The 24,347-nt window shown below is 71.3% G+C and carries 24 protein-coding genes, 1 tRNA gene and 1 riboswitch; of the genes, 16 read left to right on the top strand and 9 right to left on the bottom strand.

The features are described from left to right. The first annotated feature begins 57 nt into the window (after positions 1–57). From GPA10_RS43610 to GPA10_RS08225, 3 genes are all read left to right on the top strand, one after another. The gene (locus tag GPA10_RS43610; protein WP_016638880.1) at positions 58–162 is read left to right on the top strand and encodes a putative leader peptide; all 105 of its coding nucleotides are present in this window, start codon (positions 58–60) and stop codon (positions 160–162) included. A 171-nt stretch (positions 163–333) separates the two neighbouring features. Further along, positions 334–621 (top strand): MoaD/ThiS family protein, encoded by a 288-nt coding sequence (locus GPA10_RS08230; protein WP_058848424.1) that lies wholly within the window; start codon positions 334–336, stop codon positions 619–621. A gap of 14 nt (positions 622–635) precedes the next feature. Continuing rightward, complete coding sequence (locus GPA10_RS08225) at positions 636–1,586, top strand: PLP-dependent cysteine synthase family protein (protein WP_058848425.1); 951 nt, start codon at positions 636–638, stop codon at positions 1,584–1,586. Positions 1,587–1,800: 214 nt separating this feature from the next. Here GPA10_RS08225 and GPA10_RS08220 read toward each other — a convergent pair whose 3' ends face one another. Beyond that, positions 1,801–2,247 carry a type II toxin-antitoxin system PemK/MazF family toxin gene (locus tag GPA10_RS08220; RefSeq protein ID WP_157164856.1) on the bottom strand — a complete coding sequence of 149 codons (447 nt, stop codon included), beginning with the start codon at positions 2,245–2,247 and terminating at the stop codon, positions 1,801–1,803. Between the two features lie 194 nt (positions 2,248–2,441). Here GPA10_RS08220 and GPA10_RS08215 point away from each other — a divergent pair, with 194 nt between their 5' ends. Continuing rightward, on the top strand, positions 2,442–3,194 hold the full coding sequence (locus GPA10_RS08215) for an MBL fold metallo-hydrolase (RefSeq protein ID WP_157164855.1): 753 nt from the start codon (positions 2,442–2,444) through the stop codon (positions 3,192–3,194). A gap of 106 nt (positions 3,195–3,300) precedes the next feature. Here the strand turns inward: GPA10_RS08215 and GPA10_RS08210 are convergent, their stop codons facing one another. Together GPA10_RS08210 and GPA10_RS08205 are read right to left on the bottom strand one after the other, a co-directional pair. Then, entirely contained in the window at positions 3,301–4,551 is a 1,251-nt protein-coding gene (locus GPA10_RS08210; protein WP_058848428.1) for a PTS transporter subunit EIIC, read from the bottom strand. Positions 4,552–4,792: 241 nt separating this feature from the next. After that, the gene (locus GPA10_RS08205; RefSeq protein WP_157164854.1) at positions 4,793–6,106 is read right to left on the bottom strand and encodes a PTS transporter subunit EIIC; all 1,314 of its coding nucleotides are present in this window, start codon (positions 6,104–6,106) and stop codon (positions 4,793–4,795) included. Between the two features lie 223 nt (positions 6,107–6,329). Here GPA10_RS08205 and GPA10_RS08200 point away from each other — a divergent pair, with 223 nt between their 5' ends. The 4 genes from GPA10_RS08200 (at position 6,330) to rdgB (ending at position 8,795) form a co-directional block, all read left to right on the top strand. Beyond that, complete coding sequence (locus tag GPA10_RS08200) at positions 6,330–6,563, top strand: PTS sugar transporter subunit IIB (RefSeq protein WP_030568828.1); 234 nt, start codon at positions 6,330–6,332, stop codon at positions 6,561–6,563. 165 nt (positions 6,564–6,728) lie between these two features. Then, positions 6,729–7,460: a ribonuclease PH gene (gene rph, locus GPA10_RS08195; RefSeq protein ID WP_058848430.1), complete on the top strand. Its 732-nt coding sequence runs from the start codon at positions 6,729–6,731 to the stop codon at positions 7,458–7,460. A 225-nt stretch (positions 7,461–7,685) separates the two neighbouring features. Next, on the top strand, positions 7,686–8,081 hold the full coding sequence (locus tag GPA10_RS08190; RefSeq protein WP_058848431.1) for a frataxin family protein: 396 nt from the start codon (positions 7,686–7,688) through the stop codon (positions 8,079–8,081). A gap of 111 nt (positions 8,082–8,192) precedes the next feature. Further along, positions 8,193–8,795 carry an RdgB/HAM1 family non-canonical purine NTP pyrophosphatase gene (rdgB, locus tag GPA10_RS08185; RefSeq protein ID WP_157164853.1) on the top strand — a complete coding sequence of 201 codons (603 nt, stop codon included), beginning with the start codon at positions 8,193–8,195 and terminating at the stop codon, positions 8,793–8,795. 71 nt (positions 8,796–8,866) lie between these two features. Here the strand turns inward: rdgB and GPA10_RS08180 are convergent. The 3 genes from GPA10_RS08180 to bcp form a co-directional block, all read right to left on the bottom strand. Next, a tRNA-Leu gene (locus GPA10_RS08180) sits at positions 8,867–8,950 on the bottom strand. 47 nt (positions 8,951–8,997) lie between these two features. Further along, a complete protein-coding gene (gene proP / locus GPA10_RS08175; protein ID WP_157164852.1) occupies positions 8,998–10,521 on the bottom strand; it encodes a glycine betaine/L-proline transporter ProP in 1,524 nt (507 codons plus the stop codon). Positions 10,522–10,782: 261 nt separating this feature from the next. Then, the gene (gene bcp, locus GPA10_RS08170) at positions 10,783–11,250 is read right to left on the bottom strand and encodes a thioredoxin-dependent thiol peroxidase (RefSeq protein ID WP_157164851.1); all 468 of its coding nucleotides are present in this window, start codon (positions 11,248–11,250) and stop codon (positions 10,783–10,785) included. Between the two features lie 155 nt (positions 11,251–11,405). Between bcp and GPA10_RS08165 the strand changes: the two genes are divergently transcribed. The 3 genes from GPA10_RS08165 to GPA10_RS08155 all read left to right on the top strand — a co-directional run bounded on the left by GPA10_RS08165 (position 11,406) and on the right by GPA10_RS08155 (position 12,680). Beyond that, positions 11,406–11,732 carry a DUF3618 domain-containing protein gene (locus GPA10_RS08165; RefSeq protein WP_058848435.1) on the top strand — a complete coding sequence of 109 codons (327 nt, stop codon included), beginning with the start codon at positions 11,406–11,408 and terminating at the stop codon, positions 11,730–11,732. 97 nt (positions 11,733–11,829) lie between these two features. Beyond that, positions 11,830–12,132 carry a GroES family chaperonin gene (locus GPA10_RS08160; protein ID WP_106967814.1) on the top strand — a complete coding sequence of 101 codons (303 nt, stop codon included), beginning with the start codon at positions 11,830–11,832 and terminating at the stop codon, positions 12,130–12,132. A gap of 132 nt (positions 12,133–12,264) precedes the next feature. Beyond that, positions 12,265–12,328, top strand: a riboswitch (guanidine-III (ykkC-III) riboswitch). A 31-nt stretch (positions 12,329–12,359) separates the two neighbouring features. Continuing rightward, the gene (locus tag GPA10_RS08155; RefSeq protein WP_157164850.1) at positions 12,360–12,680 is read left to right on the top strand and encodes a DMT family transporter; all 321 of its coding nucleotides are present in this window, start codon (positions 12,360–12,362) and stop codon (positions 12,678–12,680) included. A 25-nt stretch (positions 12,681–12,705) separates the two neighbouring features. Here GPA10_RS08155 and GPA10_RS08150 read toward each other — a convergent pair whose 3' ends face one another. Then, complete coding sequence (locus GPA10_RS08150) at positions 12,706–15,033, bottom strand: transglycosylase domain-containing protein (RefSeq protein ID WP_157164985.1); 2,328 nt, start codon at positions 15,031–15,033, stop codon at positions 12,706–12,708. A 947-nt stretch (positions 15,034–15,980) separates the two neighbouring features. Between GPA10_RS08150 and GPA10_RS08145 the strand changes: the two genes are divergently transcribed. From GPA10_RS08145 to GPA10_RS08130, 4 genes are read left to right on the top strand one after another with little or no spacing between them, the layout of a single operon-like run. Continuing rightward, positions 15,981–16,802, top strand: a complete 822-nt coding sequence (locus GPA10_RS08145; protein WP_058848437.1) for an ABC transporter permease — start codon at positions 15,981–15,983, stop codon at positions 16,800–16,802. 52 nt (positions 16,803–16,854) lie between these two features. Then, positions 16,855–17,718, top strand: a complete 864-nt coding sequence (locus GPA10_RS08140; RefSeq protein ID WP_425505698.1) for an ABC transporter permease — start codon at positions 16,855–16,857, stop codon at positions 17,716–17,718. Positions 17,719–17,725: 7 nt separating this feature from the next. Further along, entirely contained in the window at positions 17,726–18,730 is a 1,005-nt protein-coding gene (locus GPA10_RS08135) for an ABC transporter ATP-binding protein (RefSeq protein WP_157164849.1), read from the top strand. Between the two features lie 9 nt (positions 18,731–18,739). Further along, complete coding sequence (locus tag GPA10_RS08130) at positions 18,740–19,576, top strand: DUF1707 SHOCT-like domain-containing protein (protein ID WP_198351534.1); 837 nt, start codon at positions 18,740–18,742, stop codon at positions 19,574–19,576. Positions 19,577–19,757: 181 nt separating this feature from the next. On the opposite strand, the gene GPA10_RS08125 is transcribed toward GPA10_RS08130, so the two are convergent. Next, complete coding sequence (locus tag GPA10_RS08125; RefSeq protein ID WP_058848439.1) at positions 19,758–21,086, bottom strand: SGNH/GDSL hydrolase family protein; 1,329 nt, start codon at positions 21,084–21,086, stop codon at positions 19,758–19,760. A 449-nt stretch (positions 21,087–21,535) separates the two neighbouring features. Between GPA10_RS08125 and GPA10_RS08120 the strand changes: the two genes are divergently transcribed. Next, entirely contained in the window at positions 21,536–22,837 is a 1,302-nt protein-coding gene (locus GPA10_RS08120) for a DUF445 domain-containing protein (protein WP_425505697.1), read from the top strand. A 43-nt stretch (positions 22,838–22,880) separates the two neighbouring features. On the opposite strand, the gene GPA10_RS08115 is transcribed toward GPA10_RS08120, so the two are convergent. After that, positions 22,881–24,266 carry an MFS transporter gene (locus GPA10_RS08115; protein ID WP_157164847.1) on the bottom strand — a complete coding sequence of 462 codons (1,386 nt, stop codon included), beginning with the start codon at positions 24,264–24,266 and terminating at the stop codon, positions 22,881–22,883. Between the last annotated feature and the right edge of the window lie 81 nt (positions 24,267–24,347).

The following is a 24,347-nucleotide window of genomic DNA, read 5'->3' as shown; positions in this document are numbered from 1 at the left end:
GTCCGGTATACGAGATCACACTCCGGGTCCCGGTCCGGGAATCGTTACGATGACCGCATGGTTTCGAACGACGTGAGCATTGATACGACGCCGGGCGCTCTGCTCGTCGGCCGGCTGCACGTCGACCTGTGCCGTCTCGCCAGCGCCATCTGTCGGCCCTGACGCGCGTCCCTGTCGCCCGTCCCCGCGGCCGTGCACGGCGGCCCCGCACGCACCTGTGCCGTCCGCCCGCGCCCGCACCGCACGCAGGACCCGCTCCGCCGCACTCGCTCCGCAGCCGCACCGCCGCTCCGCACCACCCCGAACCTCCGACTCCCGACAGGAGCCCTCCGCATGGCCATCGAGGTCCGCATCCCGACCATCCTCCGCACCTACACCAACGGCGAGAAGGCCGTCGAGGGCAACGGCGACACCCTCGCCGCGCTCTTCGCCGACCTCGAGTCCCGGCACGCGGGCATCCAGGACCGGCTGATCGACAAGGACAAGGGCAACGCGCTGCGCCGCTTCGTGAACGTCTACCTGAACGACGAGGACGTCCGCTTCCTGGACGGCGTGTCCACCAAGCTCTCCGACGGCGACAGCGTCACGATCCTGCCGGCCGTCGCCGGCGGCATGGCCTGACAGGCCCGCCGCCGATGCGATACGACTCCCCGCTCGCGGCCGTCGGCAACACGCCGCTGGTACGGCTGCCCCGGCTCTCGCCGTCGGCGGACGTGCGGATCTGGGCCAAGCTCGAGGACCGCAACCCGACCGGCTCCGTCAAGGACCGGCCCGCGCTCCACATGGTCGAACAGGCCGAGAAGGACGGCCGGTTGACGCCCGGCTGCACCATCCTGGAGCCCACGTCAGGCAACACCGGCATCTCGCTCGCGATGGCGGCCAGGCTCAAGGGCTACCGCATCGTGTGCGTGATGCCGGAGAACACCTCCCAGGAACGGCGCGACCTGCTCGCGATGTGGGGCGCGGAGATCGTCTCGTCGCCCGCGGCGGGGGGCTCCAACACGGCCGTGCGGGTGGCCAAGGAACTGGCGGCCGAGCACCCGGACTGGGTGATGCTCTACCAGTACGGCAACCCGGACAACGCGGGCGCCCACTACGCCACCACAGGACCCGAGATCCTGGCCGACCTGCCCTCCCTCACCCACTTCGTGGCCGGGCTCGGCACCACCGGCACGCTCATGGGCGTCGGCCGCTATCTGCGGGAGCACAAGCCCGACGTGAAGATCGTCGCGGCGGAGCCCCGGTACGACGACCTCGTCTACGGTCTGCGCAACCTCGACGAGGGCTTCGTCCCCGAGCTGTACGACGCGTCGGTGCTCACCAGCCGGTTCTCCGTCGGCTCCGCCGACGCGGTGGCCCGTACCCGGGAACTCCTCCGCGAGGAGGGGATCTTCGCCGGCGTCTCCACCGGGGCCGCCCTCCACGCCGCCGTCGGCGTCGGCCGCAAGGCCGTCGCCGCGGGGGAGCCCGCCGACATCGTGTTCGTCGTCGCCGACGGGGGCTGGAAGTACCTGTCGACGGGCGTCTACACGGCGTCGACGGACGAGGAGGCGATAGCGGCCGTACAGGGGCAACTCTGGGCGTAGCCCGGCTTGAACTCCGGGCGCAGCCCGGATGGGAGCCCCCAGTCCCGCGCCTTCGCCGATGCCGGGGCACGGCCCCGGCCCCCGGGCCCCGCGCCTCGACCGCCGCCCGGCCCCAGCCCTTCGCCGCGCCGGCGAGGTCTCGGCCCGTCCGGCGTTCGAGGACGAGGCGAGGCGTCCGGGGACGAGGTGAGGCGTCCGGGGACGGGGCGAGGACCTACCGCCCCAGGTGCCGCCCCAGGTGCCGCACCTGGTCCCACAGCGCGGGATCCACGACCCCGGCCCGGCGCCGGAAGTCCCGCACCGGCACCTCCCTCAGCTCGTCCGTCTCCAGGAAGGCGGCCCGCCCCCGCGCGTCCCCCACGCTCCCGGGCGGCAACGGGATCACCCCGTCCCGCCCGTCCCGGTACCTACTGGTGATCTTGGCGACGCGCACTCGCCCCTTGCGGGCACCGAGCACGAGACAGGGCCGGTCCTTGCTCCCGTCCCCGTCCTCGTAGGGCACCTGGGCCCACCAGATCTCCCCGGCCCGCGGCCGCGGGCCGGACGGCGGGCGCCGCCGCCCCCGGGCGGGCCGCCCCGACCGCGCCCACCCGTCGACGAGGGTGACCACGAGGGCGAGCAGCACCACAGCGGCGAGCGCGAGCCACCACGACGTGTCCATACCACTGACGGTACCGGCGGCTCCGCGGCCCCGGCCGCCCCGCCCCCACCGGGGGCGCCCGAACCGGTGACACCGCAGGTGAGTTCGCCCACAACGGCACGCGACGGAGGAGCGAGCCGAGGTTTCGCGCCTTACGCTCGACGAACCGCACGCCCCCCGATTCCCCCGACCGCCAGCGTGGAGGTTCCAGCTCTATGAAGCTCACCGTCGTCGGCTGCTCGGGCTCGTTTCCGTCCGCGGACTCGGCCTGCTCGAGCTACCTCGTCGAGGCCGACGGCTTCCGGCTGCTGCTCGACATGGGCAACGGTGCCCTGGGCGAGCTGCAGCGACACATCGGTCTCTACGACCTCGACGCGATCTTCCTCAGCCATCTGCACGCCGACCACTGCATCGACATGTGCGCGTACTTCGTGGCCCGCTACTACCGGCACGAGGGCGGCCGCTGCGCGCCCATCCCCGTGTACGGCCCCGAGGGCACCGAGCAGCGCCTGACCACGGCGTACGCCGACACTCCCTCCGCGTCGTCGATGAGCGAGGTCTTCGACTTCCACACGGTCAAGCCCGGCGCCTTCGACATCGGCCCGTTCTCGGTGCGCACGGAGAAGGTGTGCCACCCCGTCGAGGCGTACGGCATCCGCGTCGAGCACGGCGACCGGTCGCTGACGTACTCCGGGGACACCGGCGTGTGCGAGGCCCTGGACGAACTGGCCGCCGACACCGATCTGTTCCTGTGCGAGGCCGCGTTCACGCACGGCAAGGAGAACATCCCGGCGCTGCACCTCAACGGCCGCGAGGCCGGCGAGACCGCCCACCGCGCGGGCGCGCGCCGCCTCGTCCTCACCCACATCCCGCCGTGGACGGACCCACAGGTCAACCTCGCGGACGCCCGCGCGGTCTTCACGGGCCCGACGGAGCTGGCGGTCCCCGGACTCTCGTACGAACTCTGAGGCGCCGTCGCCGTCCCCGTTCGAGCCGCGAAGGCGTCGCCGTACGATGACGTGGGCCCCGGAACCGCACGGTTCCGGGGCCCACGTCATGGTGCCGGGGTGAGGCTCACGCCTTGGTGAGGTCCTCGACCTCCTCCTCGGGCTCGCGGCCCGGGGTGGGGATGTTGAACTTGACGATCGCGAAACGGAAGACCACGTAGTAGACCGCGGCGAACACCAGGCCGATCGGGATGATCATCCAGGGCTTCTCGGCGAACTTCCAGTTCAGGACGTAGTCGATCGCACCGGCGGAGAAGGTGAAGCCGTGGTGCACGCCGAGCGCCCAGGTCAGCGTCATCGCGACGGCGGTGAGGATCGCGTGGATCACGTACAGCGCCGGGGCGATGAACATGAACGCGAACTCGATCGGCTCGGTGATGCCGGTGACGAACGAGGTCAGCGCGAGGGACATCATCATGCCGCCGACGACCTTGCGGCGCTCGGGGCGTGCGGTGTGCGTGATGGCGAGCGCGACGGCGGGCAGCGCGAACATCATGATCGGGAAGAAGCCGGACATGAACTGGCCCGCGGTCGGGTCACCGTGCATGAAGCGCTGGATGTCGCCGTGCCACATGGTGCCCGCGGAGTCCGTGAAGGAGCCGATCTCCTGCCAGGCGACGGTGTTCACGAACTGGTGCATGCCGACCGGGAGCAGCGCGCGGTTGACCACGCCGAAGATGCCGGCGCCGATCGAGCCGAGGTCGGTCATCCACTCGCCGAAGCTGGTGATGGCGTCGCCCACCGGGCCCCAGGCCAGGCCGAACAGCACGCCCATGGCGGTGCCGATGAAGGCCATGATGATCGGCACCAGACGGCGGCCGTTGAAGAAGCCGAGCCAGTCCACCAGCTTGGTGCGGTGGAACCGCTGCCAGACCACGGCGGATATCAGGCCCATGATGATGCCGCCGAAGACCTTGGGGTCGTTGTACGTGGCGGCGACGTCGGCACCCTTGGTGATCTTCGCCTCGGTGACCGGGAACGCGGTCAGGACGTTCTTGTACACGAGGAAGCCGACGAGGGCGGCGAGGGCCGTGGAGCCGTCCGCCTTCTTCGCGAAGCCGATCGCCACACCGATGCAGAACAGCAGCGGCATGTTGGCGAACACCGCGTCACCGGCGGTGGCGAAGACCGTGGCGACCTTGCCCCAGCCGAGACCGTCCTTGCCGAAGACGTCGTCCTGGCCCAGACGCAGCAGGATGCCCGCCGCGGGCAGCACCGCGATGGGCAGCTGCAGGCTGCGGCCCACTTTCTGCAGGCCCTGCAACAGACCGGAGCCCCGCTTCTTTGCGGGCGCCGCCGAGGTGGTGGCGGTACTCATGACTTCCTCCATGTGCGGGCGCTGCCAAGGGGGACAGAGGTGGGGGTGACAGCAGCCAGGTGGTCTACACCACTGAGTGGTGTAGACCTGTTGTAACACGGTCAAGGCGACATAAGGAACCCGTGATTCCTGTGGGGTCGGCCATAACGCCCCAAGTACGTCGAAAAGCCCCCGGACCATGGGGTCCGAGGGCCTCTCGAAGGGTATCGCGGAGGTTCCGCTTCCGGGGCGGGGCCCCGGTCTATGCCTTGGTCTGCTCCTTGTCCAACTCCTCGGCCACATCTTCCGGTTCGCGTCCCGGGGTGGCCAGGTCGAACTTCTTGATCACGAATAGGAACAAGAAGTAGTAAACCACCGCAAAGGCGAGGCCGATTGGGATGATCAACCAAGGCTTTGTGGCCAGACTCCAGTTGATGACGTAGTCGATCAGGCCCGCGGAGAAGCTGAAGCCGTCCTTGACGCCGAGTGCCCAGGTCACCGCCATGGAGACACCGGTGAGGACCGCGTGGATCGCGAACAGGGCGGGCGCGATGAACAGGAAGGAGTACTCGATCGGCTCGGTGATGCCGGTGACGAACGAGGTCAGGCCGACCGAGAGCATCATGCCGCCGACCACCTTGCGGCGCTCCGGGCGGGCCGCGTGGGTGATCGCCAGGGCCGCGGCGGGCAGCGCGAACATCATGATCGGGAAGAAGCCCGAGGTGAACTGCCCGGCCGTGGGGTCCCCGGCCAGGAAGCGGTTGATGTCGCCGTGCACGACCGTGCCGTCCGCCTTGGTGTAGTCCCCGAACTGGAACCAGACGAAGGTGTTCAGGAACTGGTGCAGGCCCACGGTGAGCAGCGCCCTGTTGGCCACGCCGAAGATCCCCGAGCCCAGCCAGCCGAGGTCCACCAGCCACTTGGAGAAGCTGGTGAGGCCGTCACCGATGGGCGGCCAGACCCAGACGCACAGGCCCGCGAAGACCAGGCCGACGAACGCCATGATGATGGGGACGAGCCGCCTGCCGTTGAAGAAGCCCAGCCAGTCGACCAGCTTCACCCGGTGGTAGCGCTGCCAGAGCCAGGCGGCGAGCAGACCCATGACGATGCCGCCGAAGACGCCTGGATTCTGGTACGCGGCCTGCGCCGGGGTGCCGTCCTCGGCTACACACACCCCGCTCCACATACCGGCCCCGGCGAATTCCGCGCCCGCCGGGCAGTCCTCGGGGAAGGCACGCAGCACCGCGTAGTAGACGAGGAAGCCCGCCACCGCGGCGAGGGCGGTGGAGCCGTCCGCCTTCTTCGCCATGCCGATCGCGACACCGACGCAGAACAGCAGGGGCAGGCCGAGCGAGGAGTCGAGCAGGGCGCCGCCCGCCGCCGCGAAGACCTTGGCCACATTGGTCCAGCCCAGGCCGTCGTCCCCGAAGACGTCCGGCTGGCCGAGCCGGTTCAGGATGCCGGCGGCGGGCAGGACCGCGATGGGCAGCTGAAGGCTGCGGCCCATCTTCTGAAGGCCCTGGAAAAGGCCGTTCCACCATCTCTTCTGCGGAACCTCGGCGGCAGCGGAACTCATCGGCGTTCCTCCCGGAACAAGGCGGGTTTGGCGGTCGTCGAAAACTGGTGTAGACCAGTTGCGGACGGGTATACGGCAACCCCCACAAAGGGCCGCACCTTGATCGTCATGATGGGGTGTACATGCTGTGACCGCCCGCGAAGATGGGCCAACCGTGCGTTACCGTGACAAAGCGGACCTACGGTGTCGTGGCCGCGTCCTTTTCAGAGCAGGGAGAAACACCATGGCCAGCAAGGCTGAGAAGATCGTTGCCGGGCTCGGCGGCATCGACAACATCGAAGAGGTCGAGGGCTGCATCACCCGCCTCCGCACGGAGGTCAAGGACCCGGGCCTGGTCGACGAGGCGGCCCTGAAGGCCGCGGGCGCGCACGGCGTCGTCAAGATGGGCACCGCGATCCAGGTCGTCATCGGCACGGACGCCGACCCGATCGCCGCGGACATCGAAGACCTCATGTGACGAGGCGCCGGCCGAGCGACGTACGAGGGCCCCGTTCCGACTGCCGGAACGGGGCCCTCGCGCTAGTGGCGCCGTCGATCGCGCCGCGCGCTCGTCCTCGATCGCCGGACGGGCTTCCACTGTCTGCGGGAAGGCCAGGATCACCGCCAGGCTAGGCTCGACGCCATGTCTCGATTCGACGGCCGTACTCCCGAACAACTCCGCCCGGTCACCATTGAGCGTGGCTGGAGCAAGCACGCAGAGGGCTCCGTCCTCGTCTCCTTCGGCGACACCAAGGTCTTCTGCACGGCATCCGTCACGGAGGGCGTGCCCCGCTGGCGCAAGGGCAGCGGCGAGGGGTGGGTCACCGCCGAGTACTCGATGCTGCCGCGCTCCACCAACACCCGCGGCGACCGCGAGTCCGTACGCGGCAAGATCGGTGGCCGTACGCACGAGATCTCCCGCCTGATCGGCCGCAGCCTGCGCGCCGTCATCGACTACAAGGCCCTCGGCGAGAACACCATCGTCCTGGACTGCGACGTCCTCCAGGCCGACGGCGGCACCCGCACCGCGGCCATCACCGGCGCGTACGTCGCCCTCGCCGACGCCGTCGCCTGGGCCCAGGGCAGGAAGCTGGTCAAGGCCGGCCGCAAGCCGCTCACCGGCACCGTCAGCGCCGTCTCCGTCGGCATCGTCGGCGGCGTGCCGCTGCTCGACCTCGCGTACGAGGAGGACGTGAAGGCCGACACCGACATGAACGTCGTGTGCACCGGCGACGGCCGCTTCGTCGAGGTGCAGGGCACGGCCGAGGCCGAGCCGTTCGACCGCGCGGAGCTCGACGCGCTGCTCGACCTCGCGGTCGGCGGCTGCACGCAGCTCGCGGCGCTCCAGCGTGAGGCGCTCGAAGCGGTCAAGTAGGGCGCGGCTGCCGAGCGGCGCGACGCGGGCCATGGAGAGCGAAGCGGCCAGGGCGAGCGACGCGGCCGAGGAGACCGAAGCGGCCAAGTGGCACGCGGTACGGGCCACTTGCGGTTGGTTGCTGTGAGCAAGGGAAGCAACCTTCGGGGCCCGGACGGGCGTTCTTACCGATGCGGGCGTACGGGCCAAGCCGTACGCCCGCCCGCACCGGGGAGGGAATCACGCATGGCCGCGCGCCACCGCCGTACCGCTACCGCCATCATCACCGCTCTGATCGCCGTTCCGGCGGGCGTCGGCCTCGTGGGCTGCGACCCCGTCGACAAGGCCGTCGACTGCGTCAAGACGGCCGACGCCATCCACGACAACGTCGACGAGATGCAGGAGGCGGCCCAGGACGCCGCCATGAACCCGTCGAAGGCGGACAAGTCGCTCGACGACATCGAGGACAACCTCGACGAGATCCGCGACAAGTCCGACGACGCCGACGTCGACAAGGCCATCGACCATCTGGAGAAGGCCGTCGACAACGTCCGCGCGGCCTCCGACGGCGGCGACAAGACCCCCGACCTCAGCCCGGCCGTCGACGCGGCCAAGGAGCTGACCAAGGTCTGCACCGACTGACCACCCGGGACCCGGACCCCTGTCACGCCGACGGGACGCCGCCAGGCACGCCCCGGCGGGTGCCGGCAGGCAGGACACCGGCGGGGCGGGACCAGGCGGAATACTGGTCCCATGACCCGCCTCATCCTCGCCACCCGTAACGCCGGCAAGCTCACCGAGCTGAAGGCGATCCTCGCCGACGCCGGACTCGACCACGAGCTCGTCGGCGCCGACGCCTACCCCGAGGTCCCCGACGTCAAGGAGACCGGGGTCACCTTCGCCGAGAACGCCCTGCTCAAGGCGCACGCGCTCGCTCAGGCCACCGGTCTGCCCGCCGTCGCCGACGACTCGGGCCTGTGTGTCGACGTGCTCGGCGGCGCCCCCGGCATCTTCTCCGCGCGCTGGGCGGGCCGGCACGGCGACGACCGCGCCAACCTCGACCTGCTGCTCGCCCAGCTCGGTGACATCGACGATCCGCACCGCGGTGCCCACTTCGCGTGCGCGGCGGCCCTCGCGCTGCCCGACGGCACCGAGCGGGTCGTCGAGGGCCGCCTCCTCGGCACCCTCCGGCACACCCCCGCGGGCACCGGCGGCTTCGGCTACGACCCGATCCTCCAGCCTGAGGGCGACACCCGTACCTGCGCCGAGCTGACGGCGGCGGAGAAGAACGCGATCAGCCACCGCGGCAAGGCGTTCCGCGCGCTGGCCCCGGTGGTGCGGGAACTGCTCGGCTGAGCGGGCGAAGGCCAGGACCGGCACCGCGACGACGAAGGGCGCCCCGGTACGGAGCGCCCTTCTTGTCGTCGTGCGGCCGGAGGGACTCGAACCCTCACGGGAGTTACCCCACTGGGACCTAAACCCAGCGTGACTGCCAGTTCCACCACGGCCGCGTGCCGGGCCCATCGTAATGGCCGCCCGGCCGCGGCTGCCCGGGGAGTCAGAACTTCGGGAGCGTGGCCTGCGCCTCCACCAGCTCGGCGGCCTCCTCCTTGCTCTCCACCGACGGCGGGGAGCCGCTGAGGGGCTGCTGAGCGGTCTCCTTCAGGCAGGCCACCGCGACGATGCCGACGAGCGCGGCCGCCATCGCGTAGTACGCGGGCATCATGTCGGAGCCCGTGACGCTGATCAGCGCGGTGATGACCAGCGGCGCCGTGCCGCCGAACAGCGACGCGGAGAGGTTGTAGCCGACCGAGAGCGAGCCGTACCGCACCGGCGTCGGGAACAGCGCGGGGAGCGTCGCGGACATCGTGCCGAGCAGACACACCAGCGAGAGGCCGAGCATCAGCATGCCCGCGGAGACGGCGACCAGGGCGCCCTGCTTGATCAGCAGGAAGGCCGGGACCGACAGGACGAAGAAGCCGATCATGCCCGCCATCAGGAGCGGCTTGCGGCCGTAGCGGTCCGACAGGACACCGACCCGGTTGATCACCAGCATCAGGACCAGCATGGTGACGATGAGGATCACCAGGCCGTGGGTGTCGTCGTAGCCCATCTCGTCGGTGAGATACGTCGGCATGTACGACAGGAGCATGTAGTCGGTGATGTTGTACGCGCCGACCAGGGCGATGCACAGGATCAGCGTCGGCCAGTACTCGCGGAAGATCTTCGCGAGGTCGCCCTTGGCGGACGTCTCGACGGCGGAGGCCGCCTCGGTCGCCGAGTGGTACGACTGGTCCTCCAGCTTCTGGAACGCCGGGGTCTCGTCCAGGCGCAGCCGCAGATACAGACCGACCAGGCCGAGCGGGCCCGCGACCAGGAACGGGATGCGCCAGCCCCACGCCTCCATGGCGCCGTCGTCGAGCAGCGTGGTCAGGATGGTGACCAGACCGGCCGCGCCGACGTAACCGGCGAGCGTGCCGAACTCCAGGAAGCTGCCGAAGAAGCCGCGGCGCTTGTCCGGCGCGTACTCGGCGATGAACGTGGAGGCACCGCCGTACTCGCCGCCGGTGGAGAAGCCCTGCACCAGGCGGAAGAAGATCAGCAGCACCGGCGCCCAGAAGCCGATGGTGGCGTAGCTCGGGATGAGGCCGATGGCGAAGGTGCCGATCGCCATGAGGATCATCGTCAGGGCGAGGACCTTCTTGCGGCCCAGCTTGTCGCCCATCGGGCCGAACACCATGCCGCCGACCGGCCGCACCAGGAACGACACGGCGAAGGTGGCGAACGAGGAGAGCAGCTGGGCCGTGTCGTTTCCCGACGGGAAGAAGACATGACCGATGGTGACGGCCAGATAGCTGTAGATGCCGAAGTCGAACCACTCCATGGCGTTGCCGAGCGAGGCCGCCTTCACCGCCCTGCGCACCGCCGCCTCGTCGGTCACCGTGATGTCGGTGCGCCGCAGGGGCGGGTTCCGGCGCCGTCTGACCGCGCGGAACAGGGTGCGGTGACGTTTCACCGCCTCGGGGTCGGCGCCGGGGTGCGCGGCGGCCTCGGGGTCGGCCTGGTGACTGCTGGCCGCCATGGAGCTGGTCCTTTCGCTGCGGGGTGATTCCCGGGGTCCCTGTCGGAGAGTGTCGGACAGAGCCCCTGGCATCACTTGCTCGAACTCCGCGATCGCAAACGGAAGCCCCCCGAGAGGGGGCGTTCGTCACATGTGCGTCCACGCAGGTGAGCCCGCGGGCGGCCGGGCCAGGCCCCGGCCAGGTCCCGGCCGGATCCCGGTCCAGGACGGGCCCGGATCCCGGTCCAGGACGGGACCGGGTCCGGGACCTGGACCCGGGTCTCAGACCCCCAGATCCCTGATGATCTTCGCTACGTGCCCGGTCGCCTTGACGTTGTAGAAGGCGTGCTCCACCTTGCCCTCCTCGTCCACGACGACGGTGGAGCGGATCACTCCGGTCACCGTCTTGCCGTACAGCTTCTTCTCGCCGAAGGCGCCGTACGCCTCAAGGGTCTCCTTGGACGGATCGCCCACCAGCGCGACCTTCAGGTTCTCCTTCTCGCGGAACTTCGCGAGCTTCTCCGGCTTGTCGGGGGAGACCCCGATGACGTCGTAGCCCGCGGCGGCGAGCACGTCCAGGTTGTCGGTGAAGTCGCAGGCCTGCTTGGTGCAGCCCGGGGTGAGCGCCGCGGGGTAGAAGTACACGATGACCTTGCGGCCCTTGTGGTCCGCCAGGGAGACCTCCGCGCCGTCGGCGTCGGGCAGGGTGAAGGCGGGGGCGGTGTCCCCGGGCTGGAGTCGCTCGCTCATTTCCGGTCTCCTCGCACGGCGCGCACGGGGGCGCACACGCATAGGGGTGTGGTGACGGAGTCGAGCGTAATAGGGGTGCCGCAGGGTGCGGCGCGGGCGAAGCTGACAGACTGTGGAACGACCAGTGCACGTCACACACCCACGGAGGCAGCCCGGTGTCGGATGCGGATGCCAGGACCCCTGCGCAGATCGAGGCGGACATCAAGCGCCGGCGCGACCAGCTCGCCGAAACCCTCGACGAGATCGGGGTGCGGGTCCACCCGAAGACGATCGTCGGCGACGCCAGGGCCAAGGTCGCCTCGAAGGTGGACCACACGCTCGGCCGCGCCTACGTCGGGGCGAACCGTCTCGTCTCCGACGTGAAGGGCCAGCTCGTCGCGGAGAACGGCGAGCCGCGCCTGGAGCGGATCGTGCCCGTGGCCCTGCTCGTGGTGGGCGTGGTCGGGCTGCTCGCGGTCGGCACCAAGCGCCGCAAGGCCTGACCCGGGGGCGTACAGGGCGCGTGCGGGCAGGTAGGTTCGGGGCGTGAGCGCCAAGACATCTGAACCAAGCACCCACGACGACAAGCTGCCGATCCGGATGCTGCACGACCGCGTGCTCGTGCGCCAGGACACCGCGGAGGGCGAGCGGCGCTCCGGCGGCGGCATCCTGATCCCCGCGACCGCGGCCGTCGGCAAGCGGCTCGCCTGGGCCGAGGTCGTCGCCGTGGGCCAGAACGTGCGCACGGTGGAGCCGGGCGACCGCGTCCTGTACGACCCGGAGGACCGGGCCGAGGTCGAGGTGCGGGGCGTGGCGTACGTCCTGATGCGCGAGCGCGATCTGCACGCCGTGGCGGCGGACCGCTTCGAGGGCTCCGAGGACTCGACCGGCCTGTACCTGTAGCGCGGAGGCCAGTGCCTGCGGCGCAGAGCCCGTACCTGCCGGGCAGGGGGCCGGGCCCTACCTGCGGCGCAGGAACCCGCGGCGAACGGCCCATGGGGCTGGTGACCATCGTCACCAGCCCTTTCTCCATGCCTCTTGCTACCGTGGAAGCACCCGACGAGACGCGCCGTACCGGGATCCGCAAAGACGACGCACCCCCTGAAGTCCCACTTTTCGGAGGTGCCGTCATGGCCTGGGTCCTGCTTGTCGTCGCCGGTCTGCTGGAAGTCGGCTGGTCGATCGGCATGAAGTTCACCGAGGGCTTCACCCGCCTGTGGCCGAGCGTGTTCACCGGCGCGGGCATCGTCGCCAGCATGGTGCTGCTCTCGTACGCCGCCAAGACCCTGCCCATCGGCACGGCCTACGGCGTGTGGGTCGGCATCGGCGCGGCCGGTGCCGCGGTGGTCGGGATGGTCGCGCTCGGCGAACCCACCACCGCGGCCAGGATCTTCTTCGTCTGTCTGCTGCTGGTGGCCGTCGTGGGCCTGAAGGCCACCAGCGGCCACTGACGGCGCGCCCCGCGGGGCGGGCGGGTCAGTCCCGCCCGCCCCGCCCGGTCGTCGTCCCCTGCGTGAGCCCGCCGAGGGCGCCCTGGCTCTGGCCGCCGCCGTCGGCCGCACCGCCGTCCGCGGCACCCCCGTCGGCCGCGCCGCCCTGGGCCCCGCCGCCGGTCGGCCCCTCGGTCTGCCCCTGCGTGGGGCCCTGGGTCTGCCCCTGGTCCTGGCCCTCGGTCTGGCCGCCCTGGGCCGGGCCGCCGGTCGGACCCTGGTTCTGTCCCTGGGTCTGGCCGCCCTGGCCGGGGCCGCCCTGACCGCCCTGGTCGGTGCCGCCGTCCGTGGTGGCGCCACCGTCGGCGGTGCCCCCGTCGGTGCCGTCCGTGCCGCCGTCGGTCCCGTCCGTCGTGCCGCCGGTGTCCTCGTCGGTGCCGGGGTCCTCGGGGGGCTCCGACGGGTCGGGCGGCGGCACATCGGCGCCGGCTTCCAGCTCCAGGTCGAAGTCCTTGACGGGCTTGCCCTTCAGGGCCTCCTTGGTGAACTGCGCCCAGATCTTCGCCGGGTAGCCGCCGCCGTTGATGCGCGCCTCGCCGAGCGCCCCGTACAGCGGTGTCTGCTTGGCCGTCTCCGGGTCCGCGCCCATGATGGCCACGACCGTCGCCAGGTCCGGGGTGTAGCCGGCGAACCAGGCCGCCTTGTCCTCCTCCGCCGTACCGGTCTTGCCGGCCGCCGGGCGGCCCGCGGCGAGCGCCGCCGTGCCGGTGCCGGAGTCGACGACGCTGCGCAGGACGGAGGTCGTGGTGTCGGCGGCCTCCCGGCTCACCGCCGTCTTCTCGCCCCGCTCCGGCAGCGTGACCTCCTCACCGTTCTTGGTGACCTTCTCGACCATCGTGTACGAGCCGTGCTGGCCGTGGTTGGCGAGCGTCGCGTAGGCCTGCGTCATGTCGAGCACGGACGCCGTGGCCGTGCCGAGCGCGATGGACGGCGACGCGTACATGTCCCGGGTCTTCTCCGGTACGCCGAGCGCGACCGCGGTGTCCTTGACCTGCTTGGAGCCGACGTCGACGGCCATCTGCGCGTACACCGAGTTCACCGACTTGTCGGTGGCCTCGCGCACGGTGATGTCGCCGTACATGCCGTCGTCCTCGTTGGCGGGCGCGTACGTGCCGCCGTCCCAGCCCACCACGGGACGCTTGTTGTTGCCGTCGTAGACGGTGTTCGGCGTGATCGTCTGACCGGCCTGGGTCACCGAGTCGTTCTGCACGGCCGAGGTGAACACGAACGGCTTGAAGGTCGAACCGACCTGGTAGTCGCGGCGGGTCGCGTTGTTGACGAACTGCTTGGTGTAGTCGATGCCGCCGTACATCGCGACGACCTTGCCGGTCGCCGGGTCCACGGAGGCGCCGCCCACCCGCACGTTCCGGTCGATCTTGCGGGCCTTCTTGTCGACCTTCGACATCACCTGGTCGTCGACGGCCTCCACGAACGCGTCCTGCCGGGGCTTCTGCAGGGTCGTCGTGATGCGGTAGCCGCCCTTGTGGAGGTCGTTCTCCTCGATGATCCGGTTGTCGATGAGGTAGTCCTCGACGGCCTTGACCACATAGCCGCGCTGCCCGGACAGGTCCTGGTTGCCCTTGGCCTGCTTCGGCATCGGGAACTTCTGCTGCCGCTCGGAGGCGGGCAGCCAGCCCTCCTTGACCATGCCGCCCAGGACGTAGTTCCAGCGGCCCATGGCGTTCGGCTTGTTCTCCGGGTGGGCCGACACGTCGTAGGCGTTCGGGGCGTTCACCAGCGTCGCGAGGTAGGCGCCCTGGCCGACGGTGAGGTCCTCGACGTCCTTGCCGTAGTACGCCTGGGCGGCGGCCTGCACGCCGTAGGCGTTGCGGCCGAAGTAGCTGGTGTTGAGGTAGCCCTCCAGGATGTCGTCCTTGCTCACCTCGCGGTCCAGCTTGATCGCGATGAAGAACTCCTTCACCTTGCGGGTGACGGTCTGCTCCTGGCCCAGGTAGTAGTTCTTCACGTACTGCTGCGTGATCGTCGAGCCGGACTGCTTGCCCTTGCCGGTGACGGTGTTGTACGCGGCGCGGAGCATCGCCTTCGGGTCGACGGCGGACTCCCCGTAGAAGTCCCGGTCCTCGGCCGCGAGCACGGCGTGCTGCACATGCTTGGGGACCTTGGACAGCGGGACGTTCTCGCGGTTCATGCCCTTGCTGTCGTCCCGGGCCAGTTCGGTGCCGTCGGCGTACAGATAGACGTTGGCCTGCTTGGTGGCCGTGGCGTTGGCGGGCGGGATGTCGATGAGCAGATAGCCCGCGGTGAACGCGCCCACGCACAGCAGGACCACGAAGAGGAACCCGCCGAGGACCATGCGCCAGGTCGGGAAGAGCCGCCGCCAGCCCTTGCGCTTGGGCCGCTTCTTCTTGGCCTTCTTGCCGTCGGTGCCCTTCTCGCCGGGTGCGCCGGGTACGGGGGCCTCGGCGGCGGAGGCGGCCGCGGTGCCGGTGGGGCCGCCCTCCGGGTCGCGGGGCGCCCACGCCGGGACTCGCTGGCCCTTGCCGCCGCCACTCCCGCTCCCGCTGCCGCCGGAGACGGGCCGGAGCTGCTGGGTGGCGGGGTCGGGCGCACCCCCGGCCGCGGAGCCCGCCGCACCTGCCGCACCCGCACCGCCCTTCCCGCCCTTCCCGACGGGCCGGAGCTGCTGGGTGGCGGGGCCGTCCTTCGGGGCTGCGGGGCGGTTGCCCGGGGCCGGAGGGCGGTTGCCCGGAGCGGTGGGGCGGTTGCCCGGGGATGCCGGGCCCTGGCCCGGGGCTGCGGGGCGGTTGCCCGGGGATGCCGGACCTCGACCCGGGACCGCGGGGCCCTGGCCCGAGGCCGCGGGGCGGTTGCCCGGGGTCGTGGGGCCGTTGCCCGGTCCCGTCGGACGGCCCTGCGGGGCGGTGGGGCCCTGAGCGGGGTCACTCGGCCGAGGGGCCCTGCCGGCGGGGCCGGAGGCCGGCCCGTCCTGGCGGGCGGCGGGTTCCCCTCGCCGGGCGGCGGGCTCTTCCTTCCCGTCGCCCGACTGCCGCTGTGGCTCGTCGCTGCTCATGTCTCGCGGAACTCCCGGTTCGCGTTCGCGTCGTACATCTCGTACACCTCGTACATCCAGCACGCCTCGTACGACCCATTGCACACTGTCACCGCACGCCTCTCAGACCAGACGCACCGCACCCGAAAATGCCTGGCACGGGCGGCCCCGTCCGCACTAGGCTCCTGCGCTTCGGTCCGGAACGGACCCGGGCGCGGTGGCCTGGAGCGGGACGGGACTCTCTGAAAGGGATGTGCGTGAGATCAGGACGGTTCCGCCTGTACGAGGCCGTCGCCGCGGGCAGTTTCCGGCGATATGCCACGTACCGGATCGCGACCTTGGCCGGTGTCTTCACCAACACTGTCTTCGGAGTGATCCTGACCTACACCTATATTGCCCTGTGGGACGAGAAGCCTGGACTTGGAGGATACGACCAGGCGGAGGCTCTCACGTACGTGTGGATCGGGCAGGCGCTCCTGACCACGGTCGCGGTGATGGGCGGCGGCTTCGAGGACGAGCTGATGACGCGCATCCGCACCGGCGACGTAGCCATCGACCTGTACCGCCCCGCCGACCTCCAGGCCTGGTGGCTGGCCGGGGACCTGGGCCGGGCCGCGTTCCAGCTGCTCGCGCGGGGTGTGGCGCCGATGGTCTTCGGCGGGATCTTCTTCTCCCTGGCACTGCCCGGCGACGCGTTGACATGGCTCGCGGCGACGGTCGCCGTACTGCTCGGGGTGCTCGTCAGCTTCGCGCTGCGGTTCCTGGTGGCGCTCAGCGCCTTCTGGCTCATCGACGGCGCGGGTGTGGCGCAGATCGCGTGGCTGGCGAGCATGTTCTTCTCCGGGATGCTGCTCCCGCTGAACGTCTTCCCGGGGGCGCTCGGCGAGATCGCCCGCGCCCTGCCGTGGTCGGCGCTGATGCAGGTGCCCGCCGACGTCTTCCTCGGCAAGCACACGGGCGCGGACCTGCTCGCCACGTACGCGTTCCAGGCGGGCTGGGCCGCCGTGCTGCTCGCGGGCGGGCGGCTGCTCCAGTCCGTGGCGACCCGCAGGGTGGTGGTGCAGGGTGGCTGAGCGGCTGCGGCAGCACGACACGCGGCAGGAGGCCGGGGCGGCGGCCGGGGACGTGCCCCGGGAGGCGCCGTCCGGCCTGCGCGACGGCACCCCCGAAGGGCCGCTGACCCGGGCCCTGGACGGCCTGCGCGCCTACCGGATGATCAGCGCGATGTGGATCCGCTCCACGATGGCCTACCGGGCGTCGTTCGCCATGACGACCTTCGGCAACTTCGCGGCCACGGTGCTCGACTTCGTCGCGATCCTCCTGATGTTCTCCCAGGTCGACGCGCTCGGCGGCTACGGTCTCGCCGAGGTCGCCTTCCTGTACGGGGCGGCGAGCACCGCCTTCGGCCTCGCCGACCTCGCCATCGGCTCCATGGACCGGCTCGGCAGGCGGGTGCGCGACGGCACCCTGGACACCCTTCTGGTGCGCCCCGCTCCGGTCCTCGCGCAGGTCGCCGCGGACCGGTTCGCGCTCAGGCGCCTCGGCCGGGTGACGCAGGGCCTGCTGATCCTCGGGTACGCCCTGTTCGCCGTGGACATCGCCTGGACGCCGCTCAAGGTCCTGATGATCCCGCTGATGGTGGTGAGCGGAGCGGCCATCTTCGCGGCGGTCTTCGTCGCGGGCGCGGCCTTCCAGTTCGTCGCCCAGGACGCCTCCGAGGTGCAGAACGCGTTCACCTACGGCGGCAACACGCTCCTCCAGTACCCGCCGACCGTCTTCGGCAAGGACATGGTGCGCGGCGCCACCTTCCTGGTGCCCATCGCCTTCGTCAACTGGCTGCCCGGCCTGTACGTGCTCGGGCGCCCCTATCCGCTCGCCCTGCCGACGTGGGCGGCCTTCACGCCGCCGCTGGTGGCCGTCGCGTGCTGCGCGCTCGCCGGTCTCGCGTGGCGTGCGGGGCTCCGCTCGTACCGCAGCACAGGAAGCTGACCTCACCATGACCACCGCTGAGCACACCACCGACATCGACGACGGGCCGGACGCCGGCTTCATCGCGCTGGACGGCGTCGAGAAGGTCTTCGACGTACGCAGGAAGACCGGCTTCCTGCGCCGGGAGCGGCACCAGGTGCGGGCCGTGGACGGGATCACCTTCCGGGTGCGGCGCGGCGAGATGGTCGGCTACATCGGCCCGAACGGCGCCGGGAAGTCCACCACGATCAAGATGCTGACCGGCATCCTCACGCCGAGCGGGGGCCGCCTGCGGGTCGCGGGCATCGACCCGGCGCGCGAGCGCACCCGCCTCGCGCGCCGGATCGGCGTGGTCTTCGGACAGCGCACCACACTGTGGTGGGACCTGCCGCTCATCGACTCGTACCGCCTGATGCACCGCATGTACCGCATCCCGGACCGCCGCTACGCCGAGAACCTGGACCGCTGCGTCCAACTCCTGGACCTGGCCGACCTCCTGGACGTGCCCGTGCGCCAGCTCTCGCTCGGGCAGCGGATGCGCGGCGACATCGCGGCGGCGCTTCTGCACGACCCGGAGGTGCTGTACCTGGACGAGCCGACGATCGGCCTGGACGTGGTCAGCAAGGCGAAGGTACGGGAGTTCCTGCGCGACTTGAACGCGGAAGCCGGTACCACCGTGCTCCTGACCACCCACGACCTCACCGACATCGAGCAGCTGTGCCGCCGCGTCATGGTCATCGACCACGGGCGGCTGATGTACGACGGCCCGCTGGACGGTCTGCACGAGGTGGGCGAGAGCGAACGCACGCTCGTCGTCGATCTGGAACGTGAACTTCCGCCCCTGGAGGTCGAGTCGGCGCGGGTCGTGAAGGTGGAGGGCCCGCGGCAGTGGCTGGCGTTCCCGGCCGCCGCGTCGGCGGCGCCGCTCGTCGCCGCGGTCGCGGCGCGCTATCCGCTGGTGGACCTGTCCGTGCGCGAACCCGACATCGAAGCCGTCATTGCCAAGATGTACGCGGACCGGGTGACCTCGTAGGCTGCGGACATGACGGACGCCGAGCCCACGCCGCCGCGCCCCGCAGACGGGCCGGACCCTTCCACCCCTGCCGCCCCGGGTGCCGCGGCCCCGACCCCCGCGGCGCCGGGGTCGGCCGAGCCGGTCCCCGCCGCTCCGGGATCGGCCGAGCTGAGCCACGACCGGCTGCGGGCCTCCGACGCGGACCGCGAGAAGGTCGCCGACGCGCTCCGCGAGGCGCTCGCGGAAGGGCGCCTGGACATGGAGGAGTTCGGCGAACGCCTGGACGCGGCCTACCGGGCCCGCACCTACGGCGAGCTGACGCCCCTCACCCGTGACCTCCCGGCGGCCCTGCAACCGGGCCCCAGGGTCCCCATGACCAAGCGGACCCCGGGCGACGACGACTCCCTGGAGATCGACTGGTCCGAGCGGATCGTCGGCGGCGAGCCCTCGTCCGGCGGGGCGGTCGCCTTCTGGGGCGGGTTCAACCGCAAGGGCGGCTGGACGGTCGGGCGCCTGTTCACGTCGTTCGCGATGTGGGGCGGCGGCGAGATCGATTTGCGCGAGGCCCGCTTCGCCGACCGGGACGTGGTCATCCGGTGCTTCGCGATCATGGGCGGTATCCATGTCACCGTACCGCCGGAGCTGAACGTCACCGTCAAGGGCTTCGGCATCATGGGCGGCTTCGACGACGACGCGACGGGTGTGGGCACGCCCGGTTCGCCCCGCGTGGTCGTCACCGGGTTCGCGCTGATGGGCGGGGTGGGGGTGGAGCGGAAGCTGCGCAAGCAGGAGCGGGCGCGCCTGAAGGCGGAGCGCAAGGCGCTGCACGAGCAGCGCCGCGAGGAGCGGCGCCGTCTGCACTGACCGTGCCGGGGGCCGTGGCCGGGCGGGAGCAAGCCCGTCCGGCGCTTGAGGACGAGGCCGCAGGCCGATCGGCCTGCGGCCGCAGCTTGGGCTGACGGAGCGGCTTGGGCTGACGGAGCAGCTCGGGCTGACGGAGCGGCTAGGGCGTCGCGTCCTGCGGCTGTAGCTGCGCGTCCCGCGGCTAGAGCGCCGCGTCCGTCGATCCCCGCAGGTCGGACGGGGTGAACGTGTGCGCCATGCGCCGGAACCCCTCATCGCTGGGGTGCAGATGGTCCCCGGAGTCGTACCGGTCGAGCAGCGCCCGCGGGTCGTAGGGGTCGCGCAGCGCCTTGTCGAAGTCGGCGACCTCGTCGAAGACCTTCCCGGAGCGGATCTCCGCGTTGACGGCCTGCCGCACGCGTTCGAGCGCGGGCGTGTACCCGCGGTGCCCGCCGAAGGGCATGAGCGTCGCCCCGACCACCCGCAGCCCCCGCGTGTGCGCCTGCCGGGTCAGCTCGCGCAGCCCGTCGGCGATGCGGTCGGCGTCGGTCTCCTGGCCGCGCAGGATGTCGTTGATGCCGAGGGCGATGACGACGGCCTTGACGCCGGCGCGGTTCAGCACGTCCCGGTCGAAGCGGGACAGGCCGCTCGGGTTGGCGCCGGGCCCGCGCGGTCCTGGCCGTCCGTCGGACAGCACGCGGTTGCCGCTGATGCCCTGGTTGACGACGCTGTAGCGCGGCGCGCCGGCCTCGTCGCGCAGCCGGGCGGCGAGCCCGTCGGTCCAGCGGCGGTTGGCGCCCATGGTGGAGGAGATGCCGTCGGTGATGGAGTCGCCGATGACGACGACGGTGCCGTCGGTCTCGCTGCTGAGCACGTCGACGGCGGAGAGGTAGCGCCAGTAGGGGGTCTGCTCCTGGTACGCGGCCCCGCTCGGGTCCTCGGTGTGGTCGCCGTCGGCGACGTACGAGATCTGCCGGGCGTGCGGGTGGTATGTGACCGGCCCCGAAGCGGCCGGGGAGTACGTCGTAACCAGCAGGTCGGTGTTCTGCGGCACCCGCAGCCCGGCGGCGTCGCTCACGATCTGCTGCCCCGGCGGGATCACCACCGAGGTGTCGCCGCGGAAGGTGAGGCGGCGCAGCGTGTCGACGGCGGCGGCCGGGTTGTTGGAGGCGGCGGCCACGGCCACGGAGGCGTGCGTGATGGTGAGCGGCTGGGTGCCGAACAGGTTCGACAGGGTGACGCGGGCCCGCTCGCCGCCGACGCTGGTGTGCACCACGTTGCGTACGGAGCGGCCCGCCATGCCCCGCTCCCCGGTGCCGGGTTCGGCGCCCGCGGGGGAGGCGGACCAGGTGCCGACCCAGGTGCCCGCGGAGGCCGGTGCCGCGGAGTTCCGCGGTCCGCCGGGGCCGGCGCTGAGCTGGTCCCTGTCGTCGTCGCCGGTGCCGTTGACACCGACGTATATGGCGGCCGAAACGACCACTATGACCGCGAGCAGGGCGGCCAGCAGTGCATAACCGTGACGCTTGGCCATGCGGGCTGTGTCTCCTCGGGAAGGGGGAGCCCGAGGCTCCGGTGTGAACACCCCATGATGCGTCATGGGCCGGGAGCGGGCCGACACTGCCCCCCTCTGCTCACTCAGACGCCGGGAACTTGTGGTTCGTTCCGGGAGTAGGAGAGGAAGAGACGACGCTCACGGGGTACGCGTACAAGGAAACGCACACGGGCTGACGAACTGCTGGAAAAGCCGTGAAAGCGTACAAAGCCGTAAACGCGTACGAAGCCGTGAACGCGTACGAATCAGACAGCGAAGACGAAGACGGGGCGCCAGGCATGGAGCGTACGAAGGCGGAGGGAGCTGGGGCTGGGGCGCCCGGCACCGGCGGTGATCCGGCGGGACCGGTCGGTCCCGGTGGTGGTCCGGTGGGCCCGGTCGGCACCGGCGGTGATCCGGCGGGGCCGGTCGGCCCCGGCGATGGTCCGATGGGCCCGCTCGGCCCCGGCGGGGGCGCTCCGGTCGGCCCCGGTGGCTTCAGCGAGGCCGACGCGGAGAAGCAGCGCGGCGTCCGCAGGATGAAGCTGACGGCGACGGGCCTGCTCCTCTTCGTAGCCGTCGTGTACGTCCTCGCGAAGTGGGCGCAGAACACCGGCGCCGGCGCCTGGGCCGGATATGTCGCGGCGGCGGCCGAGGCGGGCATGGTGGGCGCGCTCGCCGACTGGTTCGCGGTGACGGCGCTGTTCCGGCACCCGCTCGGCATCCCCATCCCGCACACGGCGATCATCCCCAGGAAGAAGGACCAACTGGGTGCCTCGCTCGGCGACTTCGTCGGGGGGAACTTCCTCTCCCGCGCGGTCGTGCGGCAGCGCCTGCGCGCGGTGGGCATCGGCAGCCGCCTCGGCACCTGGCTGGCCGAGCCGCAGCACGCCGACCGCGTGACCGCCGAGCTGGCCACCGCGCTGCGCGGCGCGCTCACCGTCCTGCGCGACTCGGACGTGCAGGCCGTCGTCGGCGAGGCCATCACGCGCCGCGCCGACGCCCAGGAGATCGCCCCCGGCATCGGCAAGATGCTGGAGAAGGTCGTCGCGGACGGCGGCCACCGGCGCGTCGTGGACCTGGTCTGCGTACGGGCGCACGACTGGCTGATCACGCACGCGGACTCGGTGATGGTCGCCGTACAGGGCGGCGCCCCCGGCTGGACCCCCCGTTTCGTCGACAAGAAGGTCGGCGAACGTGTCTACAAGGAACTGCTCCGCTTCGTCACCGAGATGCGCGACATGCCGGAGCACCCGGCCCGCGGCGCCCTGGACCGCTTCCTCACCGACTTCGCCTCCGACCTCCAGTCCGACACGGACACCCGCGCCCGCGTGGAGAACCTCAAGCGCGACGTCCTGGCCCGCCCCGAGGTCCAGGACCTGATCGCCTCCGCCTGGTCGGCCGTCCGCCAGATGATCGTGGCCGCCGCCGAGGACGAACGCAGCGAACTCCGCCTCCGCGTCCGCGCCGCCCTCCTCTCCCTCGGCCAACGCATGGCCACCGACACCCGCCTCCAGGAGAAGGTCGACGGCTGGGTCGAAGGCGCCGCGGTGTACGTCGTGACGACGTACCGAAACGAGATCACGTCCCTGATCACGGACACCGTCGCGGGCTGGGACGCCGAACACACCTCGAAGAAGATCGAGGCGCACATCGGGCGGGATCTGCAGTTCATCCGGATCAACGGGACTGTGGTGGGGGCGTTGGCGGGGTTGTTGATCTTTACGGTTTCTCGGGCGTTCGGGGGTTGACCGGGGTGCACCCTGGCTCAAGTCCCAGAACTTGGGAGCGCCCTCAAGAGCGCACGTGACCTTGCGGTGGGGTGGGCCTCGGGGCACGGCTCGCGAGCGACAGCATCGCCGCCGCCCCGCACAGCCCAGCCGTCCCCACCCACACCACGTCGTACGACCCGAACGCGTCCCGCGCCACGCCGCCCAGGAACGCCACGGCGCCCGCGCCCACCTGGTGGGCGGAGTTGACCCAGCCGAACACGACGGCGGCGTCGGCGCCGAAGTGGGCGCGGCACAGGGCGATCGTCGGTGGCACCGTCGCCACGTCGAGCAGGCCGAAGACGACGACGAAGGCGACGAGGGGCGGCTGCACTGTGGCGGTGAGCAGCAGCGGGAGGGCGAGCAGCGCCACCCCGCGCACCGCGAAGTACGCGGCGAGCAGCCGTCGCGGGTCACGGCGGTCGGTGAGCCAGCCGGAGGCCACCGTGCCCGCCACGTTGAAGATCCCGACGAGCGCGAGCAGCGAGGAGGCGGCGGTCGTCGCCATGCCGTGGTCGTGTGCGGCGGGTGTGAAGTGCGTCCACATCACCCCGTTCGTCGAGGCCCCGCAGATGGCGAAGGTCCCGGCGAGCAGCCAGAAGGGCCCGGTGCGGGCCGAGCGCAGCAGGACACGTACGGCTCGTCGTGCCGCTCCGGTGACCGGTGCGGGGCGGGGTACGGGCGCCGCGGCCCCGTACGGGCGCAGCCCCGCGTCCGCCGGGTGGTCGCGGAGCACCAGCCACACCAGGGGCCCGGTGAGCAGGGCCGCCCCCGCGAGCGTGAGGGTCGCGGACCGCCACCCGTACCGCCCGACGATCTCGGAGAGCACCGGCAGGAACACGAACTGCCCCACCACGCTCGCCGCCGTGAGCAGCCCTGTGACCAGGCCGCGCCGTGCCACGAACCACCGCTCGGTGACGACGGCCGCGAAGGCCATCGAGGTGGCGCCGCTGCCGAGGCCCACCAGTACGCCCCAGTAGAGCGCGAACTGCCAGGCCGCGGTCATCGCGGTCGCGGTCAGCACGGCTCCCGCGCCGACCAGGCCGAGGGCGCACGTCGTCACGTACCGCATGCCGAAGCGGTCCATCAGCGCCGCGGCGAACGGCGCGGTCGCCCCGTACACGACCATGTGCACCGCGCTCCCGACCCCGATGGCCCCGCGCGACCAGCCGTGCTCGGCGTGCAGCGGCCCGACGAGGAGTCCCGCGAGGGTGGTGAAGGTGCCCGCGGCGACGATCGCGAGGGCGGCGACGGCGGCGACCGTCCAGGGGGTCGTCCAGAGGGGTGTCCGGCGGGGCCGCCGGAGGGGCCTCCGGAGGGTGGCGGTCCTCCTTTCCGGGCCCGCTCCTGGGGTGGTTCGGGTGGTACCGGGGTCCGCACTCCTGCTCACTTCGGCGTTCGCATGTCGCATACGTCGAGCGTCCGCTCGGCTCATCGATCGCGACGAGTGGCCAGATGGCCAGGATGTGCAAGTATCTGGCCATGACGTCAG

It is taken from the genome of Streptomyces typhae, from assembly GCF_009755605.1.
GTDB classification, from domain to species: Bacteria; Actinomycetota; Actinomycetes; order Streptomycetales; family Streptomycetaceae; genus Streptomyces; species Streptomyces typhae.
This window is presented reverse-complemented; position numbering and strand designations above follow the sequence as displayed.

Bases quoted from the DNA above. Each gene is read 5' to 3' on its own strand.
- GPA10_RS43610 (WP_016638880.1), top strand. From the start codon at position 58: ATGGTTTCGAACGACGTGAGCATTGATACGACGCCGGGCGCTCTGCTC.
- GPA10_RS08230 (WP_058848424.1), top strand. From the start codon at position 334: ATGGCCATCGAGGTCCGCATCCCGACCATCCTCCGCACCTACACCAAC.
- GPA10_RS08225 (WP_058848425.1), top strand. From the start codon at position 636: ATGCGATACGACTCCCCGCTCGCGGCCGTCGGCAACACGCCGCTGGTA.
- GPA10_RS08220 (WP_157164856.1), bottom strand. From the start codon at position 2,247: ATGGACACGTCGTGGTGGCTCGCGCTCGCCGCTGTGGTGCTGCTCGCC.
- GPA10_RS08215 (WP_157164855.1), top strand. From the start codon at position 2,442: ATGAAGCTCACCGTCGTCGGCTGCTCGGGCTCGTTTCCGTCCGCGGAC.
- GPA10_RS08210 (WP_058848428.1), bottom strand. From the start codon at position 4,551: ATGAGTACCGCCACCACCTCGGCGGCGCCCGCAAAGAAGCGGGGCTCC.
- GPA10_RS08205 (WP_157164854.1), bottom strand. From the start codon at position 6,106: ATGAGTTCCGCTGCCGCCGAGGTTCCGCAGAAGAGATGGTGGAACGGC.
- GPA10_RS08200 (WP_030568828.1), top strand. From the start codon at position 6,330: ATGGCCAGCAAGGCTGAGAAGATCGTTGCCGGGCTCGGCGGCATCGAC.
- rph (WP_058848430.1), top strand. From the start codon at position 6,729: ATGTCTCGATTCGACGGCCGTACTCCCGAACAACTCCGCCCGGTCACC.
- GPA10_RS08190 (WP_058848431.1), top strand. From the start codon at position 7,686: ATGGCCGCGCGCCACCGCCGTACCGCTACCGCCATCATCACCGCTCTG.
- rdgB (WP_157164853.1), top strand. From the start codon at position 8,193: ATGACCCGCCTCATCCTCGCCACCCGTAACGCCGGCAAGCTCACCGAG.
- proP (WP_157164852.1), bottom strand. From the start codon at position 10,521: ATGGCGGCCAGCAGTCACCAGGCCGACCCCGAGGCCGCCGCGCACCCC.
- bcp (WP_157164851.1), bottom strand. From the start codon at position 11,250: ATGAGCGAGCGACTCCAGCCCGGGGACACCGCCCCCGCCTTCACCCTG.
- GPA10_RS08160 (WP_106967814.1), top strand. From the start codon at position 11,830: ATGCTGCACGACCGCGTGCTCGTGCGCCAGGACACCGCGGAGGGCGAG.
- GPA10_RS08155 (WP_157164850.1), top strand. From the start codon at position 12,360: ATGGCCTGGGTCCTGCTTGTCGTCGCCGGTCTGCTGGAAGTCGGCTGG.
- GPA10_RS08150 (WP_157164985.1), bottom strand. From the start codon at position 15,033: ATGGTCCTCGGCGGGTTCCTCTTCGTGGTCCTGCTGTGCGTGGGCGCG.
- GPA10_RS08145 (WP_058848437.1), top strand. From the start codon at position 15,981: ATGTGCGTGAGATCAGGACGGTTCCGCCTGTACGAGGCCGTCGCCGCG.
- GPA10_RS08135 (WP_157164849.1), top strand. From the start codon at position 17,726: ATGACCACCGCTGAGCACACCACCGACATCGACGACGGGCCGGACGCC.
- GPA10_RS08130 (WP_198351534.1), top strand. From the start codon at position 18,740: ATGACGGACGCCGAGCCCACGCCGCCGCGCCCCGCAGACGGGCCGGAC.
- GPA10_RS08125 (WP_058848439.1), bottom strand. From the start codon at position 21,086: ATGGCCAAGCGTCACGGTTATGCACTGCTGGCCGCCCTGCTCGCGGTC.
- GPA10_RS08120 (WP_425505697.1), top strand. From the start codon at position 21,536: ATGGGCCCGCTCGGCCCCGGCGGGGGCGCTCCGGTCGGCCCCGGTGGC.
- GPA10_RS08115 (WP_157164847.1), bottom strand. From the start codon at position 24,266: ATGCGACATGCGAACGCCGAAGTGAGCAGGAGTGCGGACCCCGGTACC.